Consider the following 12413-nt stretch of genomic DNA (forward strand, 5'->3'; position numbering starts at 1 on the left):
CGGTGTCACAATAGGGGCATGACCCAGCCCACGGAGAAGACCCCGTCCGCCGGCGCGCGCGCCGTGGTCGCCGACGCGCAGGACCCGGCGCGCCGCCCGGACGTGCTGTTTCGCGTGCGCCGACCCGAGGGCACGGAGCCGAGCGTGTGGTGGCCGATCGTGGGCTTCCTCGTCGTCTCGGCGGGCGTGCTCGCGGCGCTCAATCTGATTCCGGGCTGAGCCCTCCTTCGCGCGCATCTAGGAGCTCCGGCGCCGAGATCCGGCGCACGGGGGCGTCGATCGCGGCCGGCGCCTGTGTGCGCTCGATCTTCGACGCATCGATCCCGGGGAATCGCCGCGCGGTCACGAGGACGCGAGATTCGAGTGACCCCACGAATCCGTTGTAGGCGTCGATTGTGCGCTCGATCGCGCGGCGCATGCCGTCGGCGTGACCGGCGAGGGATCCGATGCGGTCGTAGAGCTGGTTGCCGAGGTCGAACAGCGTCTTGGCCTCTTCGGACACCTCCTGCTGCGTCCACGCGTAGGCGACGGTCTTGAGCACGGCCCAGAGGTTCACGGGCGACGCGAGCGCGACGCGCTGCGCGAAGGCGTGCTCGAGGAGCGCGGGATCCTCGGCGAGCGCGGCGGACAGCACCGACTCGCTGGGGATGAAGCAGACGACGAACTCCGGGCTGGAGCCGAGGCCCGACCAGTAGGACTTTCGCGCGAGCGCGTCCACGTGCGCGCGCACCGCCTTCACGTGCGCCCGCAACAGGGCCTGGCGCCGCTCTCCGGCGTCGCCCGTGGCCGTTTCGGGGATCGCCATGGCGTCGAGGAACGCATCGAGCGGGGCCTTCGCGTCGACCGCGATCGAGGTGCCGCCCGGCAGGTGCACGAGCATGTCGGGGCGGCCGCGGCCCGCGTCGGAGGCGACCGGCGCCTGCTCGTCGAAGTCGACGCGGGGGATGAGCCCCGCCTGCTCCACGATGCGGCGCAGCTGGGCCTCGCCCCACACGCCGCGCGCCTGGTTGGAGCGGAGCGCGCCCGCCAGCGACTCGGTCGTCGCGCGGAGCTGCTCGTCGATCTCCCGCGCCCCGCGGAGCTGCTCCGCGACCTGGCCGAACTGCGCCTGCCGGTCGCGCTCCATCTGGTCGACTCGCTGCTGCATCCGCGTGAGCGTCTCCCGCACGGGCGCCAGCGCCGACAGCACGGCGCTCTCCCGCTGGGCCCGCTCCGCATGCTCGGCGCGCTCGGCGCGATCGCGCTCGGCCGCCTCGCGGACGCGCTCGTCCTGCCGGGCGAGGGTGTCGCGCAGCGCGCTGGCCTCCGCCTCGGCGCGCGCGAGGTCGGCGGCGGCGCCCCCGCGCGAACCCCGGGCGAACCAGCCGATCGCCCCGCCGGCGGCGAGGGCGACGATGACGAGAAAGGCGGTAAGTGCGTCCATGGCTCCACTCTCGCGCGGACCCCTGACATTCGTCGACGCGGCTCCCGGGCGCGCCCGCGTAGAATCGTCTCCCGTGGCTCTGACAATCGGCATCGTGGGACTCCCCAACGTGGGCAAGTCCACCCTCTTCAACGCACTGACCAAGAACACCGTGCTCGCGGCGAACTACCCGTTCGCGACGATCGAGCCGAACGTCGGCGTCGTCGAGCTGCCGGATCCGCGCCTGGACCGCCTGGCCGAGATCTTCGGATCCCAGAAGCTGCTGCCCGCACCCGTCTCCTTCGTGGACATCGCGGGCATCGTGCGCGGCGCGAGCGAGGGCGAGGGCCTCGGCAACCAGTTCCTCGCGAACATCCGCGAGGCCGACGCGATCGCGCAGGTCGTGCGCGGGTTCACGGACGGCGACGTCACGCACGTCGACGGCAAGGTCGACCCCGCCAGCGACATGGAGACGATCAACACCGAGCTGATCCTCGCCGACATGCAGACGCTGGAGAAGGCCGTGCCGCGCCTCGAGAAGGAGGTCAAGGGTAAGAAGGCGGATCCCGCGACCCTCGAGGCCGCGAAGGCCGCCCAGGCGATCCTCGAGGAGGGGACGACCCTCTTCCAGGCCGGTTTCGACACGGCCCCGATCCGCGAGCTCGGCCTGCTGACCTCGAAGCCGACGCTGTTCGTGTTCAACGTCGACGAGGGCGTGCTCACGAACGAGGCGCGGATGGCCGAGCTGGCCGCGCTCGTCGCGCCCGCGAAGGCCGTGTTCCTCGACGCGAAGGTCGAGTCGGAGCTCATCGGCCTGGACGCCGACGAGGCGCTCGAGCTGCTCCAGTCGCTCGGGCAGGAGGAGTCGGGCCTCGACCAGCTCGCGCGCGTCGGGTTCGAGACGCTGGGGCTGCAGACCTACCTCACGGCGGGCCCGAAGGAGGCGCGCGCGTGGACGATTCGCCAGGGCTGGACGGCCCCGCAGGCCGCGGGCGTCATCCACACCGACTTCGAGCGCGGCTTCATCAAGGCCGAGATCGTCTCGTACTCCGATCTCGACCAGTACGGATCCATGGCGGAGGCGAAAGCCGCCGGCAAGGTCCGCATGGAGGGCAAGGAGTACGTCATGGCCGACGGCGACGTGGTGGAGTTTCGCTTCAACGTGTGACTTTCTGCGCTGAGGAGCAGGCCCCGCCCACGTCGCCGGGCGGCGCCTACTCCCCACGGGCCCGTCCCGAATCCGTGCGCCTCGGGCGGCTAGGCTCATCGAGTGACAGGCGAGCGGAGCTTTCGACCGAGCACGTCGGCGGATGCCGCGTGGATTGCGGAGCTGCGCGCGGTGGTCCTGCGTCCCGATCTCGAGCGTCTCGGGCGCTACGACGCGACGCGCGTGCGGCGGCGATTCCTTGACGCGTTCGTTCCGGCGCACACGCGGGTCATTCAGGTTGCGGGGGCCGACGTCGGCGTCGTCGCGGTGCGCCCCGACGAAGTCGTGGTGTGGATCGAGCACTTCTATCTTGACCCGGCGGAGCAGGGGCGGGGCACCGGGGGCTGGGCCCTGGCGCAGGTCCTGGCCATGGACACCGCGGGGCGGCCATTTTGCCTCAATGTGCTGCAGGGGAGCCGCGCTCGCCGCCTCTATGAACGCCACGGCTTCGTCCTAGCCAGCGAGGACCCGGTCGATGTCTACCTGACGCGGCCCGCGCCCGGCGAACGACCGGTCGGATCCGCGACGCAGAAGGAAGAACACCCATGACGGCCATCGAGCTCCGGGGACGGCTCGTCTGCCGCACGCTCGACGAGGCGGAGGTCGTGCGCCGCGAGCTACCGCGGCACACCGCGCTGTCGCGCTCCGAGCCCGGGTGCGTCCGGTTTAGCGTCGAGCCGACGGCGGATCCGCTCGTCTGGACCGTGTCCGAGAAATTCGTCGACCGGGCGTCGTTCGACGCGCACCAGGAGCGGGTGGGGCGGAGCGCGTGGGGGCGGGCGACGCGGGGCATCCCGCGCGACTACGTCATCGAGCCCGCGCCCGAGCGACCCGCGACGTGAGCCGGCGCCGCGAAGGTCAGCGCGGCTCCGTGAGCGCCGCGGCGTACGCGCGCATCGAGCGCTGGTAGCGGGGGAGTGCGTCGATCTGCGCCTCCAGCGCGACGCGCAGCGCCTCGTCCGCGCGGCCGGCGCTGTGCAGCGCGAGTGCAAGCACGATGCGGGGCGCGGATCCGGTCGACGCGTGCACGGGCGCCGCGCGGAGGACGGCGATCGCCTCCTCCAGCCTCCCGAGGTTGCGGAGCGTCGAACCGTACTGCACGGCGAGCTGGGCGTGCCGGGCGTCGTCGAGCCCGAGCTCGAGCGCGCGCTCGTACCAGGCCGCGGCCTCCGCCTCGTCGTCGTGCGTGTCGTACATCCCGGCGAGCTCGAACGCCGCGCGGCCGTCGGGCGCGGGGCACTCCGCCGCGAGCGCGCGCATCTGCGCCACACCGTCCTCGCGGCCGAGGGCACCCGATCGCTCCCAGAGGTCGGCGACGGCGCGCTCCCACGACTCGACGGTGTGCATCCGTCCAGTCTCGCACCGGCCCGCCTCCCGCGGATCCGCGGGCGGGTGTAGGTTCTCATGCGCGCGAGCGGTTGCCGCCGCCGCGACAGGCCCCCGACGGAGGTTCCCATGGGCACGCTCACCTTCGGACTGAACGTCACGCTCGACGGGTGCACGGATCACCGGGTCGGCATCGCCGACGAGGAGACCCACGCGCATTTCACGGCGCTGATGGACGCCTGCGACGCGATGCTCTGGGGCCGCGCAACCTACGAGCTGATGGAGGGGTACTGGCCGGCGGTCGCGCGCGGAGACGTCGACGCGACCCCCGCCGAGCGAGACTGGGCGGCGAAGCTCCAGGCGAAGCCGAAGTACGTCGTCTCGACGACCCGCACCGAGTACTCGTGGCCCGGCACGCACCACCTGATCGGGGATCCGGCGCGCTCGGTCGCGGCGCTGAAGGACCGCACTCCGGGCGGCGTGCTCCTCGGCAGCGGGCGCCTCGCGGCGGCGCTGGACGCGGCCGGCCTCATCGACGAGTACCGCTTCCTCGTGCAGCCGATCCTCGCCGGCGCGGGCCCCACGCTCTATGCCGGCGCGCTGGCGGATCCGCTGCGCCTCCAGCTCGTCTCGGCCCGCGCCCTGCGCTGCGGCGCGATCGACGCGCACTACCGGCGCGGTCACGGAACCGCGGGCGAGCCTGCGGGTCGTAGCTGACGCGGCCGTAGGCGGATGCCGGATAGCCTGGCCGCATGCGCCGACTCGCCCTGATTCCCCTCCTCGCCGTGCTGAGCCTGGCCGGGTGCGCCCAGGCTGCGCAGGTCGCGGGCGACGCCCTCGGCATCGACGTCGCGGAGATCTGCGCGACCGCCGACGACGCCTACGACCAGTACTCCGCCTTGATCGACAGCGGCAACGCGACGGAGGCCGAGATCGCCGCGGCCCGCGACGACCTCGTCGCCACGCTCGAGACGCTCGCGGAGGACGTGGGTGGGAGCGCGGGCGACATGATCGCCGACGGCGCGGACCGCCTCGCCTCCGCCCGCGATCTCACCTCGCCCGACGCGATCCAGGCGGTCGAGGACGCGCACGACGCGCTCGGCTCGATCTGCGCGTGACGCCCGTCCCGCGCCGGCCGTCGCCGCTGGGCGGCGCCCGGCCGACGCGCGCGGACCTCGCGCGCTTCGCGACCGCCGACCCCGCGCCGCTCGACGACGTCGTGCCCGGCGGCGATGCTCGGGTGCGCCTGCTTATCGTGGGCATCAACCCCGGCCTGTGGACCGCCGCCGTGAACGCGCCGTTTGCGCGCCCCGGGAACAGGTTTTGGCCCTCGCTGTTTCGCGCCGGCCTCACCTCGCGCGAGGTGGACGCCTCCCGGGGATTGGATGACGCCGATGCGGCCGACCTCGTCGCCCGGGGCATCGGGATCACGAACCTCGTCGGCCGTGCCACCGCGCGCGCCGACGAGCTCACGCGGGAGGAATTGCGCGCCGGGGCCCGGCGGCTCGTGGAGCGGGTCGCCCAGATGCGCCCCGGGCTCGTCGCGGTCGCGGGCATCACGGCGTTTCGCGCGGGTTTCAATCGCCCGAAGGCGGTGCTCGGCCCGCAGGATCCGCCCGACGGGTGGCCGGACGGCGTGCGCCTGTGGGTGGTGCCGCAGCCCAGTGGCCTCAACGCGCACGAGAACGTCGAGACGCTCGCGGCGAAGTGGGCGGACGCCTGGCACCACGCCTGAACGCCCACGTGCCCGCGACCGGGGCGGTCGCGGGCACGGGGCGGTTCGGCTACGTGGTCTGACCGCTGTGCGGTCCTTCCGCGATCTCCTCGATCATGCGGGCGGTGAAGGCGGGCAGGTCGTCGGGCGTACGGCTCGAAACGAGGCCCTGGTCGACCACGACCTGCTCGTCGACCCACGTCGCACCCGCGTTGACGAGGTCCGTCTTCAGGCTCGGGTAGCTCGTCAAGGTGCGCCCGGACAGGACGTCCGCATCGGCGAGGATCCACGCGCCGTGGCAGATGACCGCGACGGGCTTGTGCTGGGCGAAGAACTCGTGCGCCACGCGGACGGCCTCGGCGTCGAGCCGGAGCGCGTCGGCGTTACCGACCCCGCCCGGGAGCACGAGCGCGTCGAAGTCGTCGGCGCTCGTCGCGCGCGTGGAGGCGTCCACCGCCTGCGTGTATCCGTGCTCCCCGGTCACGGTGCCGGACGCGGGAGAGACGAGGCGCGCCTCCGCGCCCGCGTCGCGGGCCGCCTCCCATGGTGCCGTCAGTTCGCTGTCCTCGAAGCCGTCGGTCAAAAGAAATGCGACGCGCTTTCCGTCGAGTAGAGCCATGATGCCTCCTCGGTTGTCGGATCGGATGCGCGGCCTACGCTACGCCCGCGGATCCGGAGCGGCGGACCGTGCGACGACCTCGGAGCGGATCCCCAGCTCGCCCGCGCGCCTTTCGCCCGCAGCGGACTTCGCGACCCCGCTACGCGCCCGGCGCAGGGGTCGCGAGCAGCGCTCCGAGGCCGTCCAGCGCGTGATCGGCGGCGGAGCGCGGGAGGTGCCCGCTGGTGATGAGCTGGGCCAACCCGTGGACGAGCGACCACACGCCCGCCGCGGCCGCGGCGCGGGTGGCCGGATCCGCGTCGTCGGTGAGGCACCGGGCGACGAGGTCGGCGATCAGGTCCTCGTTCTCGCCGATGAGCGGCGCCATCTCGTCGCTCGGCGCGCCCGGAACGCAGATCTCCGGGTCGAACACGATGCCGAAGCCCGCGGGATTCTCCAGCGCGTATCCGGCATAGGCGCGCCCCACGGCCCGAAGCCGGCAGAACGGGTCGCCCGCCTGCTCCGCGGCGGCGCGCTGCGCGCCCAGCAGCTTGCGCATGTGGCGCGCGGCGAGGCCCTTCATCACGGCGATGCGGTCGGGGAAGTGGTGGTACGGCGCGTTGTGGCTGACCCCCGCCCGGCGCGCGACCTCGCGCAGGCTGAGCGCCGCGGATCCGCTCTCCTCGAGCAGCTCGTCCGCCGCGTCGAGGAGCGCTCGCCGCAGGTCGCCGTGGTGGTAGCGCGCATCCGAAGTTGACACGCGCAAGATTCTCCCACATCATGACACTGTCCAGTTTCTTGCCACTGTCTAGATCAGGGGAGCATCCATGCCCGCGCTCGTCATCGACGGTCACCCCGACCCCGACTCCTTCACGTCCGCGCTCGCGCGCCGGTACGCCGACGCGCACGGCGATGCGCGCGTCGTCGCCGTGCGCGACCTCGACTTCGACCCCGTGCTGCGGCGCGGGTATCGCGGCAGCCAGCCCCTCGAGCCCGACCTGAGCTCGGCGCTCGACGCGTTCCTGGCGGCGGATCATCTCGCGGTCGCGACGCCGCTCTGGTGGTCCTCGACGCCCGCCCTCCTGAAGGGCTTCTTCGATCGGATCCTCGTGCCGAAGGTCACCTACCGCTATCGGCCGAACGGGCTTCCCGAGGGACTCCTGCCCGCCGCGACGGGGCGCATCCTGCTGACCGCGGATTCGCCGGGGTGGTACCTCGCGGCAACCGGCGACGCGGGCGTCGCGCAGCTCCGGCGCCACACGATGCGGTTCTGCGGCGTCGATCGGGTGCGCGTCACGCGCTTCACGCGGGTGCGCCGCTCCGACGCGGCCCGGCGCGAGGCATGGCTCGACCGTGCGGCGCGCGCGGGGGCGGCGGACGCCCGGAGCAGTGCGGGCGCGGCGCGCACCGGGGCATCGGCGCCGCTTGTGGTGCCCGGCGCGTAGCCTGTTCGCATGACGGAGGCAACGGTCGACGGCGTGCGCGCGGCGCTCGCGGCGCTGGAGGACGACAAGACGCGCGCGGTCAACGAGCGCCACGGCGACGATCACGGCGTGAAGCTCAGCGCGCTGCGCCAGGTTGCGAAGGATGCTGGCAAGGACCAGGATCTCGCCCGCGCCCTGTGGGCGACGGGGGAGACGGCGCCGCGGCTCGTGGCCCTTCTCGTGTGCCGAGTCCGCGAGTTCGACGCCGCCGAGCTCGATGAGATGATGCGCGAGGCGCGCGCGCCGAAGGTGCTCGACTGGCTGACCAACTATGTGGTGAAGAAGAGCCGCCACGCGGAGGAGCTGCGACTGGCGTGGCACGGGGATCCGGATCCGAACGTCGCGGCCGCGGCGTGGGCCCTGACCGCGGAGCGCGTCGCGAAGCAGCCCGACGGGCTCGACCTCGACGCGCTCCTCGAGGAGATCGAGGCCGGGATGCGCGAGGCCCCCGGGCGCGAGCAGTGGGAGATGAACACGACGCTCGCGCAGATCGGCATCGAGCACCCCGACAAGCGCGATCGCGCGCTCGACATCGGCGAACGCCTCGAGGTGCTGAAGGACTACCGGACGCCGCCGAATTGCACGTCGCCCTTCGCACCGATCTGGATCCGCGAGATCGTCGCCCGCCGCGGGGGGTGAGCGGGCCCGGGAATGGACGCGCGTGCCCGGGTGTTGTACGCTGGAGTGCTCGGAGAGATCCGAGCTGGGGCGCGACTCGTCGCGCTGACAACTCCACAGCGTGCGATGCGGTTTCCTTCTCGCGAAGGGTCACCCGGGGCTGATCGGTTTCGACAGCGTCTGCTGATCTGAGGGAAGCGGGCCGAGGATGCAGGGTTATCTCGTTAACGCTCCCTGCAAACACATAAGTGCCAACTCCAAGCGCACTGACTTCGCCCTCGCTGCCTAAGCGAGCCCGATAGTCCGTCAGACCGTGGGTGATCCCGCCACGGATCCTGGCGTCATTTAGGGATCTTGCTCCGTAGTGGTGTCGGGACGCTACGGGGGACTCTTCCTCGACTGGGCTCGTCGACCTATGTGTCTGTGCTGAAGGTCGGAGCCGATGAGAACGTCTCCACAGAATGCGCCCGGAGAAACCCCAGTGAACCAGTGCTGGACGGGGGTTCGATTCCCCCCAGCTCCACGACCGCACCGCATAACGAACGACGCCCCGCCCCTCGAATTCGAGGAGCGGGGCGTCGTGCGTTCGGGGCTGTCAGATGCCGTACTGGGCGCGCACGAGCAGCTCGGCCTGGTCCGCGTCGCCGGCGCGGACCGCCTCGCGGAGCGCGCGGTAGTTTTCGGCGAGCTCGCCCGGGCCGTCGAGGGGCAGCGCGAGGCCCTGGAGGTTGCGCGCGATGGCGAGGTCGGCGTCGCGGGCCACGGTCTGGACGAACTCGTTGCCGGACAGCTCCACGAGGAGGCGGTACATGGCGCGCCGCGTGGCGACGGTAGCGGCGCCGTTCTCGACCTCGGCGACGATCTCGTCGATCCGCACGGCGGCCGCATCGCGCTGATCCGCCGTCATCTTCGGAAGGGTCATGCGCATCGTGATCGCGGCGTACTGGCCCGCGAATGTCCGCGTGTCGGCCGCCAGCTTGTCGGTGACCTCCGTGACGCGCGTGTAGCGGCTGGGCGACATCTCCACCATGCCGATCCGCTCGAGGCGCTGGAGGGCCTCGCGCACGGGCATGCGCGACACGCCCATGGTCCGCGCGAGTTCCGCGTCGCGGAGCCGCTCGCCGGGGCCGAGGGATCCGCCGACGATCGCGTCGGCGAGGCGCCCGAACACGGCGTCGGCCAGGCGGACGGTGGGGGATGCGACAGGCTGCAACATGCGGTGTTCCTCTCCGTCGTGCGGGGGAGCACGAGGCGTCGAACCGGGTCGCCGCCGTGCGCGCCGACCCGGTCGAATCAGGCTAGGTGGGGCACCCTGAATGCAACCCGTTGTCGGATCGATATCGGACGAATCGCCGGAAACACTCAGCGAAAGCCGGGATGTCGGTATTATTCGCCGGCCTGCCACACGACGAGCTCGAGACCCGTCTTGGTGTCTGCGAGGGCGATCGTGTCGTCCCGGAAGCGGTACGTCATGCCGTATCCGTCCTCCCCGACGGCGAGAGCGTAGTCGGGGTTCTCCGTGATGTAGACGGTGTCCCCGTCCTCCTCGCGGATCCATCCCTGGGCCTCGAGGTACTCCTGCATCTCGACCGCCGTATCCGCGTCGGCCGGCGCCCAGCCATACATCTGCGCCACCTCGGATCCTGTCTCGGCGTCGCCCCAGATGCACTGGATCCCGTCGTCGAACACGTGCTCGCCGATGCGGAACGGCTCCTCGCGGGCCGACCAGCCCAGCTCGCCGAGCCGCGACGAGAAGGTCGTCGGAACGATCGTGTCGCACGACATCTCGACGGGCGTGGGGTCCGGGGTGGGCGTCTCGGTCGCCTCCTCGGCGGCGGGAGAGCAGGCGGTGAGGAGGACCGCGAGGCCGAGGGCGCCCGCAAGCGCGCGTGCGCGCGTCATGGCGTGCGTCCGTGCAGGGCGTCGAGCGTGGCGTCGTGCAGGCGGCCGTTGGTCGCGAGCGCCGACAGCGTGTCGAGGGAGTCGGAGCCCTCGAAGGAGGTGAACCGGCCGCCCGCCTCGCGGACGATGGCGGCGGCCGCGGCGATGTCATACTCCTTGACGTCGAACTCCCCGACGATATCGACGCGCCCCTCGGCCAGGAGCATGTAGGACCAGACGTCGCCGTATGCCCGGTCACGCCACACGCGGCCCTGGAGGGTGAGCAGCGCGTCCAGGTGCCCGGCGTCGCGCCACTGGGCGATCGATTGGAAGCTCAGCGACGCCTCGTCGAGGCGGTCCACGCCGGAGACGGCGATGGTGCGCGGCTCGCCTCCCGCGAGCGTCCACGCGCCCATTCCGCTCGCCGCCCACCAGCGGCGGCCCATCGCGGGCATGCTGACGACGCCGGCGGACACGACGCCGTCGATCTCGAGGGCGATCATCGTTCCCCACGCGGGCACGCCCCGGAGGTAGTTGGCGGTGCCGTCGATCGGATCCACGATCCAGCGGCGGGCGGCGCTCGAGGTTGCGCCGTACTCCTCGCCGAAGATGGCGTCGTCCGGGCGCTCCGCCGCGATGATCTCGCGAATCGCACGCTCGGCGGCCAGGTCGGCGGCCGTCACGTGCGAGCGATCGGCCTTCTGGCCGATCTCGAGGTCGGCGCGGTCGAACCGCGCCATGGACTCGGCGTCGGCCGCGTCCGCCAGCCGCAACGCGAGCGCGAGGTCGTCGGCGAGCGAGGCGGAGGCGGCGGAGGGGCTCATTGCCCCATGGTATCGGCGCGGGCGCGACGATCAGTCCGCACTCAGACACGCCGGGCGTGGGTGTCCGATTGGCGTCCGGCGGGGAAACTCGGTAATGTCATTCCTCGGTTCGGCACGAGTTCTTCTTTCGTTCGGATCCTGCGCCTCTAGCTCAATCGGCAGAGCAACTGACTCTTAATCAGTGGGTTCTCGGTTCAAGTCCGAGGGGGCGCACCACCTCTCACACGCCTCCGGTCCTCTCGGGCCGGAGGCGTTTTCTGTCTGGCGGATCCGCCAGGATGGGTCCCATGGCAAGGACAAACCGGCCGTCGATGGCCGACGTGGCGGAGCGCGCGGGCGTCTCGCACCAGACCGTGTCGCGGGTGCTGAACGACCACGCGTACGTGCGGGAGGAAACGCGGGCCCGCGTGCTCGACGCGATCGGGGAGCTCGGCTACCGCCGCAACCAGGCCGCGCGGACGCTCGTCACCACGCGCACCGCCACGATCGGCGTTGTGACGACCTCGACGGCGCACTCGGGGCCGGCCCAGACGGTGCTCGCGATCGAGGCCGCGGCGCGCGACCGCGGGTACTTCGTCTCCCTGGCCTCCGTGGGCTCCCGGGATCCGCGGGAGGTGTTCGACCAGCTGCTGAACCAGGGCGTCGACGGCATCGTCGTCGTCGCGCCCCTCGCCGAGGTCGCGGCCGTCGTCGACCGGCACCCGCTCGCCGTGCCCTGCGTCGTGGTGGCGGCGCGCGGGGAGGGCGCCGCGCTCGACGTGGCGGTCGACCAGCGCCGCGCGGCGCGCGACCTCACGCGTCACCTGCTCGCCGAGGGGCACACCCGGATCGCGCACCTCGAGGGGCCGCGCGGGTGGTTCGACGCGATCGAGCGGTCGGGCGGGTTCGCCGAGGCGATGGCGGAGGGCGGCGCCGAGCCGCGGATCGTGCCGGCCGGGGGATGGGCCGCGGCCGACGGCTATCGCGCGGCCGCTCTGCTCGCGGAGGAAATCGCGGCGGGGGAGGTCACCGCGATCCTCGCGGCGAACGACCTCCTCGCGATCGGTGCCCTGCGCGCCTGCAGCGAGCGCGGGATCGAGGCGCCGCGGGATGTCGCGGTCGCCGGCTTCGACGACATCGACGGTGCGGCCTTTCTGCGGCCGTCGCTGACCACGGTGGCCCAGCCCTTCGCCGACCTCGGCGCTGCCGCGGTCGACACGCTAGTAGCCGCGGGCCAGGGCGCGCCGCCCGCGGGGGCCGTCCGCATCCGTGCCCGGCTCGTCGTGCGGGAGAGCACGACCCGGGTGGGCTGACTCCCGCGCCGGGGTATCGCATCGCGTATGTGAGCGCTAACATAGGCACGCACCGCGACAGCGGCGA

At 72.3% G+C, this 12413-nt stretch carries 17 protein-coding genes, 1 tRNA gene and 1 other RNA gene; 12 read left to right on the forward strand and 7 right to left on the reverse strand.

What is annotated here, in order from left to right; genetic code table 11:
* Positions 1 to 18 precede the first annotated feature (18 nt).
* Positions 19 to 219 (forward strand): UDP-N-acetylmuramyl pentapeptide phosphotransferase, encoded by a 201-nt coding sequence (locus tag G8E01_RS05755; protein WP_166317084.1) that lies wholly within the window; start codon positions 19 to 21, stop codon positions 217 to 219.
* Here the strand turns inward: G8E01_RS05755 and G8E01_RS05760 are convergent.
* Positions 200 to 1423, reverse strand: coding sequence for a DNA recombination protein RmuC (locus G8E01_RS05760; RefSeq protein ID WP_166317087.1), 1224 nt, complete (start codon positions 1421 to 1423; stop codon positions 200 to 202). The genes G8E01_RS05755 and G8E01_RS05760 overlap by 20 nt on opposite strands.
* Positions 1424 to 1496: 73 nt before the next feature.
* Between G8E01_RS05760 and ychF the strand changes: the two genes are divergently transcribed.
* The 3 genes from ychF to G8E01_RS05775 all read left to right on the forward strand — a co-directional run bounded on the left by ychF (position 1497) and on the right by G8E01_RS05775 (position 3451).
* On the forward strand, positions 1497 to 2570 hold the full coding sequence (ychF, locus tag G8E01_RS05765) for a redox-regulated ATPase YchF (RefSeq protein WP_338100751.1): 1074 nt from the start codon (positions 1497 to 1499) through the stop codon (positions 2568 to 2570).
* A 102-nt stretch (positions 2571 to 2672) separates the two neighbouring features.
* Complete coding sequence (locus tag G8E01_RS05770; RefSeq protein ID WP_166317093.1) at positions 2673 to 3158, forward strand: GNAT family N-acetyltransferase; 486 nt, start codon at positions 2673 to 2675, stop codon at positions 3156 to 3158.
* A complete protein-coding gene (locus G8E01_RS05775) occupies positions 3155 to 3451 on the forward strand; it encodes a putative quinol monooxygenase (RefSeq protein WP_166317096.1) in 297 nt (98 codons plus the stop codon). Before G8E01_RS05770 ends, G8E01_RS05775 begins: the two co-directional genes overlap by 4 nt.
* Positions 3452 to 3467: 16 nt before the next feature.
* Here G8E01_RS05775 and G8E01_RS05780 read toward each other — a convergent pair whose 3' ends face one another.
* The gene (locus tag G8E01_RS05780; protein ID WP_166317099.1) at positions 3468 to 3956 is read right to left on the reverse strand and encodes a tetratricopeptide repeat protein; all 489 of its coding nucleotides are present in this window, start codon (positions 3954 to 3956) and stop codon (positions 3468 to 3470) included.
* 108 nt (positions 3957 to 4064) lie between these two features.
* Between G8E01_RS05780 and G8E01_RS05785 the strand changes: the two genes are divergently transcribed.
* Genes G8E01_RS05785 through G8E01_RS05795 form a run of 3 tightly spaced genes read left to right on the forward strand, consistent with a single transcriptional unit; the run spans position 4065 to position 5670 of the window.
* Complete coding sequence (locus G8E01_RS05785) at positions 4065 to 4652, forward strand: dihydrofolate reductase family protein (RefSeq protein ID WP_166317102.1); 588 nt, start codon at positions 4065 to 4067, stop codon at positions 4650 to 4652.
* Between the two features lie 35 nt (positions 4653 to 4687).
* Complete coding sequence (locus G8E01_RS05790; protein WP_166314095.1) at positions 4688 to 5053, forward strand: hypothetical protein; 366 nt, start codon at positions 4688 to 4690, stop codon at positions 5051 to 5053.
* Positions 5050 to 5670 (forward strand): uracil-DNA glycosylase family protein, encoded by a 621-nt coding sequence (locus G8E01_RS05795; RefSeq protein ID WP_166314098.1) that lies wholly within the window; start codon positions 5050 to 5052, stop codon positions 5668 to 5670. The genes G8E01_RS05790 and G8E01_RS05795 overlap by 4 nt, the downstream gene beginning before the upstream one ends.
* A 49-nt stretch (positions 5671 to 5719) precedes the next feature.
* On the opposite strand, the gene G8E01_RS05800 is transcribed toward G8E01_RS05795, so the two are convergent.
* Positions 5720 to 6268 (reverse strand): type 1 glutamine amidotransferase domain-containing protein, encoded by a 549-nt coding sequence (locus tag G8E01_RS05800; protein WP_166317105.1) that lies wholly within the window; start codon positions 6266 to 6268, stop codon positions 5720 to 5722.
* Between the two features lie 139 nt (positions 6269 to 6407).
* Positions 6408 to 7007 carry a WHG domain-containing protein gene (locus tag G8E01_RS05805; RefSeq protein ID WP_166317108.1) on the reverse strand — a complete coding sequence of 200 codons (600 nt, stop codon included), beginning with the start codon at positions 7005 to 7007 and terminating at the stop codon, positions 6408 to 6410.
* A 67-nt stretch (positions 7008 to 7074) separates the two neighbouring features.
* Between G8E01_RS05805 and G8E01_RS05810 the strand changes: the two genes are divergently transcribed.
* The 3 genes from G8E01_RS05810 to ssrA all read left to right on the forward strand — a co-directional run bounded on the left by G8E01_RS05810 (position 7075) and on the right by ssrA (position 8875).
* On the forward strand, positions 7075 to 7692 hold the full coding sequence (locus tag G8E01_RS05810; protein WP_166317111.1) for an NAD(P)H-dependent oxidoreductase: 618 nt from the start codon (positions 7075 to 7077) through the stop codon (positions 7690 to 7692).
* 9 nt (positions 7693 to 7701) lie between these two features.
* On the forward strand, positions 7702 to 8370 hold the full coding sequence (locus G8E01_RS05815; RefSeq protein WP_166317114.1) for a DNA alkylation repair protein: 669 nt from the start codon (positions 7702 to 7704) through the stop codon (positions 8368 to 8370).
* A 135-nt stretch (positions 8371 to 8505) separates the two neighbouring features.
* Positions 8506 to 8875, forward strand: a transfer-messenger RNA (tmRNA) gene (ssrA, locus tag G8E01_RS05820).
* Positions 8876 to 8944: 69 nt separating this feature from the next.
* Here the strand turns inward: ssrA and G8E01_RS05825 are convergent.
* The 3 genes from G8E01_RS05825 to G8E01_RS05835 all read right to left on the reverse strand — a co-directional run bounded on the left by G8E01_RS05825 (position 8945) and on the right by G8E01_RS05835 (position 11054).
* Positions 8945 to 9565, reverse strand: coding sequence for a GntR family transcriptional regulator (locus G8E01_RS05825; protein ID WP_166317117.1), 621 nt, complete (start codon positions 9563 to 9565; stop codon positions 8945 to 8947).
* Between the two features lie 170 nt (positions 9566 to 9735).
* The gene (locus tag G8E01_RS05830) at positions 9736 to 10251 is read right to left on the reverse strand and encodes a hypothetical protein (protein WP_166317120.1); all 516 of its coding nucleotides are present in this window, start codon (positions 10249 to 10251) and stop codon (positions 9736 to 9738) included.
* Positions 10248 to 11054 (reverse strand): inositol monophosphatase family protein, encoded by an 807-nt coding sequence (locus G8E01_RS05835; protein WP_166317123.1) that lies wholly within the window; start codon positions 11052 to 11054, stop codon positions 10248 to 10250. The genes G8E01_RS05830 and G8E01_RS05835 overlap by 4 nt, the downstream gene beginning before the upstream one ends.
* 140 nt (positions 11055 to 11194) lie before the next feature.
* Here G8E01_RS05835 and G8E01_RS05840 point away from each other — a divergent pair.
* Positions 11195 to 11270, forward strand: a tRNA-Lys gene (locus G8E01_RS05840).
* Positions 11271 to 11341: 71 nt separating this feature from the next.
* The gene (locus tag G8E01_RS05845) at positions 11342 to 12346 is read left to right on the forward strand and encodes a LacI family DNA-binding transcriptional regulator (protein ID WP_166317126.1); all 1005 of its coding nucleotides are present in this window, start codon (positions 11342 to 11344) and stop codon (positions 12344 to 12346) included.
* The last annotated feature ends 67 nt before the right edge of the window (positions 12347 to 12413 follow it).

This window comes from Microbacterium excoecariae, assembly GCF_011326725.1.
Classification (GTDB): domain Bacteria; phylum Actinomycetota; class Actinomycetes; order Actinomycetales; family Microbacteriaceae; genus Microbacterium; species Microbacterium excoecariae.

Coding starts and splice junctions, on each gene's coding strand:
- G8E01_RS05790 (WP_166314095.1), top strand. CDS start 4,688: ATGCGCCGACTCGCCCTGATTCCCCTCCTCGCCGTGCTGAGCCTGGCC.
- G8E01_RS05800 (WP_166317105.1), bottom strand. CDS start 6,268: ATGGCTCTACTCGACGGAAAGCGCGTCGCATTTCTTTTGACCGACGGC.
- G8E01_RS05785 (WP_166317102.1), top strand. CDS start 4,065: ATGGGCACGCTCACCTTCGGACTGAACGTCACGCTCGACGGGTGCACG.
- G8E01_RS05835 (WP_166317123.1), bottom strand. CDS start 11,054: ATGAGCCCCTCCGCCGCCTCCGCCTCGCTCGCCGACGACCTCGCGCTC.
- G8E01_RS05755 (WP_166317084.1), top strand. CDS start 19: ATGACCCAGCCCACGGAGAAGACCCCGTCCGCCGGCGCGCGCGCCGTG.
- G8E01_RS05845 (WP_166317126.1), top strand. CDS start 11,342: ATGGCAAGGACAAACCGGCCGTCGATGGCCGACGTGGCGGAGCGCGCG.
- G8E01_RS05825 (WP_166317117.1), bottom strand. CDS start 9,565: ATGTTGCAGCCTGTCGCATCCCCCACCGTCCGCCTGGCCGACGCCGTG.
- G8E01_RS05810 (WP_166317111.1), top strand. CDS start 7,075: ATGCCCGCGCTCGTCATCGACGGTCACCCCGACCCCGACTCCTTCACG.
- G8E01_RS05815 (WP_166317114.1), top strand. CDS start 7,702: ATGACGGAGGCAACGGTCGACGGCGTGCGCGCGGCGCTCGCGGCGCTG.
- G8E01_RS05760 (WP_166317087.1), bottom strand. CDS start 1,423: ATGGACGCACTTACCGCCTTTCTCGTCATCGTCGCCCTCGCCGCCGGC.
- G8E01_RS05780 (WP_166317099.1), bottom strand. CDS start 3,956: ATGCACACCGTCGAGTCGTGGGAGCGCGCCGTCGCCGACCTCTGGGAG.
- G8E01_RS05830 (WP_166317120.1), bottom strand. CDS start 10,251: ATGACGCGCGCACGCGCGCTTGCGGGCGCCCTCGGCCTCGCGGTCCTC.
- G8E01_RS05775 (WP_166317096.1), top strand. CDS start 3,155: ATGACGGCCATCGAGCTCCGGGGACGGCTCGTCTGCCGCACGCTCGAC.